Raw genomic sequence first — 1,693 nt, forward strand, 5'->3', positions numbered from 1 at the left:
GGGCGGGGTCGCGGCTCAGGGACCCGGAAGCCCGGGTACGCCGAGGGCCCCGAGGCTGCGCAGGGGTGGGCCCCCCCCGTTGGCGCCGGCGGCGCCCATGATGACGATCACGGTGTGTTCCTTACGGGGAGGCGAGGGGGGGGCGGTGGGGAGCCGGCGCCAGGCGGTGATGGCGGCCGCGATCGCCGCGGAGACCGGCAGGTCGACCGGCAGCCGGCGCGGCCAGGGGCTGTCGGAGAGGGCTGGGACCTGCGGCAGCCAGTGGGCGGCGGCGAGTCCGGCGGCCAGAGCGAGTACCGCGCCCGCCAGGCCCAGGCCGGCGGCCGCGAGCGCGCGCGGGGTGCGGACGGGCCGGATGTGCGCGCGACGACGCCGCAGGACCGCGCCGAGGACGGCGGCGACCAGGGCGGAGGTGCCGCCGATGGTGGTGAGGGCCGCGGCCACCAGTTGCGGCTGCCCGGTGACGGCCCCTGCGAGCCCGGCCGTCAGGGCGGGCATGGCGTAGGCGGCCAGGACGTCGGGCCACAGGGCGGTCGGCGGGGGAGCGCCGGGAGCCTTCGTGCTCGTCATGGGGTCTCCTGTCAGAGGTATTTAGGTGGCTAACCAGTACGTCATGGCTGAGCCGCCTCTTGTCTGGCTGATTAGGGGCCTAATTATCTGCCTGGAAGTAAGGCGGGCCGCCTCGTGGCGGCCCGCCCCCGGGTGGGTCAGTCCCGGGTGAGCGAGTCGATGCCCGCGACCACCCGGGCCAGCAGGTCGAGGAAAGTGGTGCGCTCCTCGGGGGAGAGGCCGGCGACCAGGCCCTGCATCCGGCCGAAGTGCTCCGGCGCCAGGTCGCGCAGCTTGTCGGCGCCGCGCGCGGTGAGGATCACCACGTTGCCGCGCCCGTCCTCGGTGGACGGCCGGCGGGCCACGAGCCCCTCCCGTTCCAGGCCGTCGACCAGGCCCGTCACCGTGGCCCGGGAGACGCCGAGGCTCGCCGCGAGCCGGGAGGGCGACTTCTCGCCGCCGTGGTCCTCCAGGTCGGCCAGCAGTCGGTAGCGGCCGGTGGAGAGGCCGAAGCGGCCGAAGTGCACCTCGCCGGCCTGGCCGAGCCGGGCGCCCGCCGCCATCAGCCGCGCCGCGACCAGGATCGCCTGCGGATCGGCCGTGAGGCCGTAGCGGGCGATCTGGCGGCGGGCCTGGTCGACGGTGGGGGCGTCGGGGCCGCTGTCGGGGTGCTGGGTCACGAAAGAAGTATGGCGGCTAATCAGATCGCCGGTCAAGTGGACCGTCCCGGGGCCCTCGGAGGAGCCCTGCGCGACGCCGCAGGCTCCGGCACCCTCGGTCCCGGCCGACGGGCCGGCGCGGGGCGGCCCGCGCCCCGCCGAAAGTGCCCGGAATCAGCCCTACCGCTTCGGTCCGCCGGCGCGCCCGCCCCGGAGTCGCGGCCGCTCCGGCGGAGCGTGGCGCGGGTGCGGCCGCCCGGGCGGCTCCCCGCCGGGTGCCGGGCTTCGGCCATGTGCCGCCCTGCGCCGCGCGGGTCCACGTTCCTACCCGGTGGTTGCTGGGCACCCGCTTGGTGCCCGTTGATCAGCACCCGAGGAGAGCCCCGATGACCAAGGTCCTCGTCCTGCACAGCGTCAGCCTCGTGAGGTCGGCGCTCGCACGCCCTGCTGAGATCCGAGGGCGGGTTCGACGTCACCTGCGCCGG

Annotated in this window: 2 protein-coding genes; both read right to left on the reverse strand. The window is 76.1% G+C overall.

The features are described 5' to 3' along the window. Positions 1-15: 15 nt before the first annotated feature. Entirely contained in the window at positions 16-570 is a 555-nt protein-coding gene (locus tag SSNG_RS32465; RefSeq protein ID WP_007268180.1) for a hypothetical protein, read from the reverse strand. A gap of 137 nt (positions 571-707) precedes the next feature. Further along, entirely contained in the window at positions 708-1,229 is a 522-nt protein-coding gene (locus SSNG_RS32470; RefSeq protein ID WP_042802529.1) for a MarR family transcriptional regulator, read from the reverse strand. Positions 1,230-1,693 lie beyond the last annotated feature (464 nt).

Origin of the sequence: Streptomyces sp. C (assembly GCF_000158895.1) — a bacterium.
GTDB classification, from domain to species: Bacteria; Actinomycetota; Actinomycetes; order Streptomycetales; family Streptomycetaceae; genus Streptomyces; species Streptomyces racemochromogenes.

What these genes read in the sequence shown, in the direction of transcription:
- SSNG_RS32465 (WP_007268180.1), bottom strand. Translation starts at nt 570, where the DNA reads ATGACGAGCACGAAGGCTCCCGGCGCTCCCCCGCCGACCGCCCTGTGG.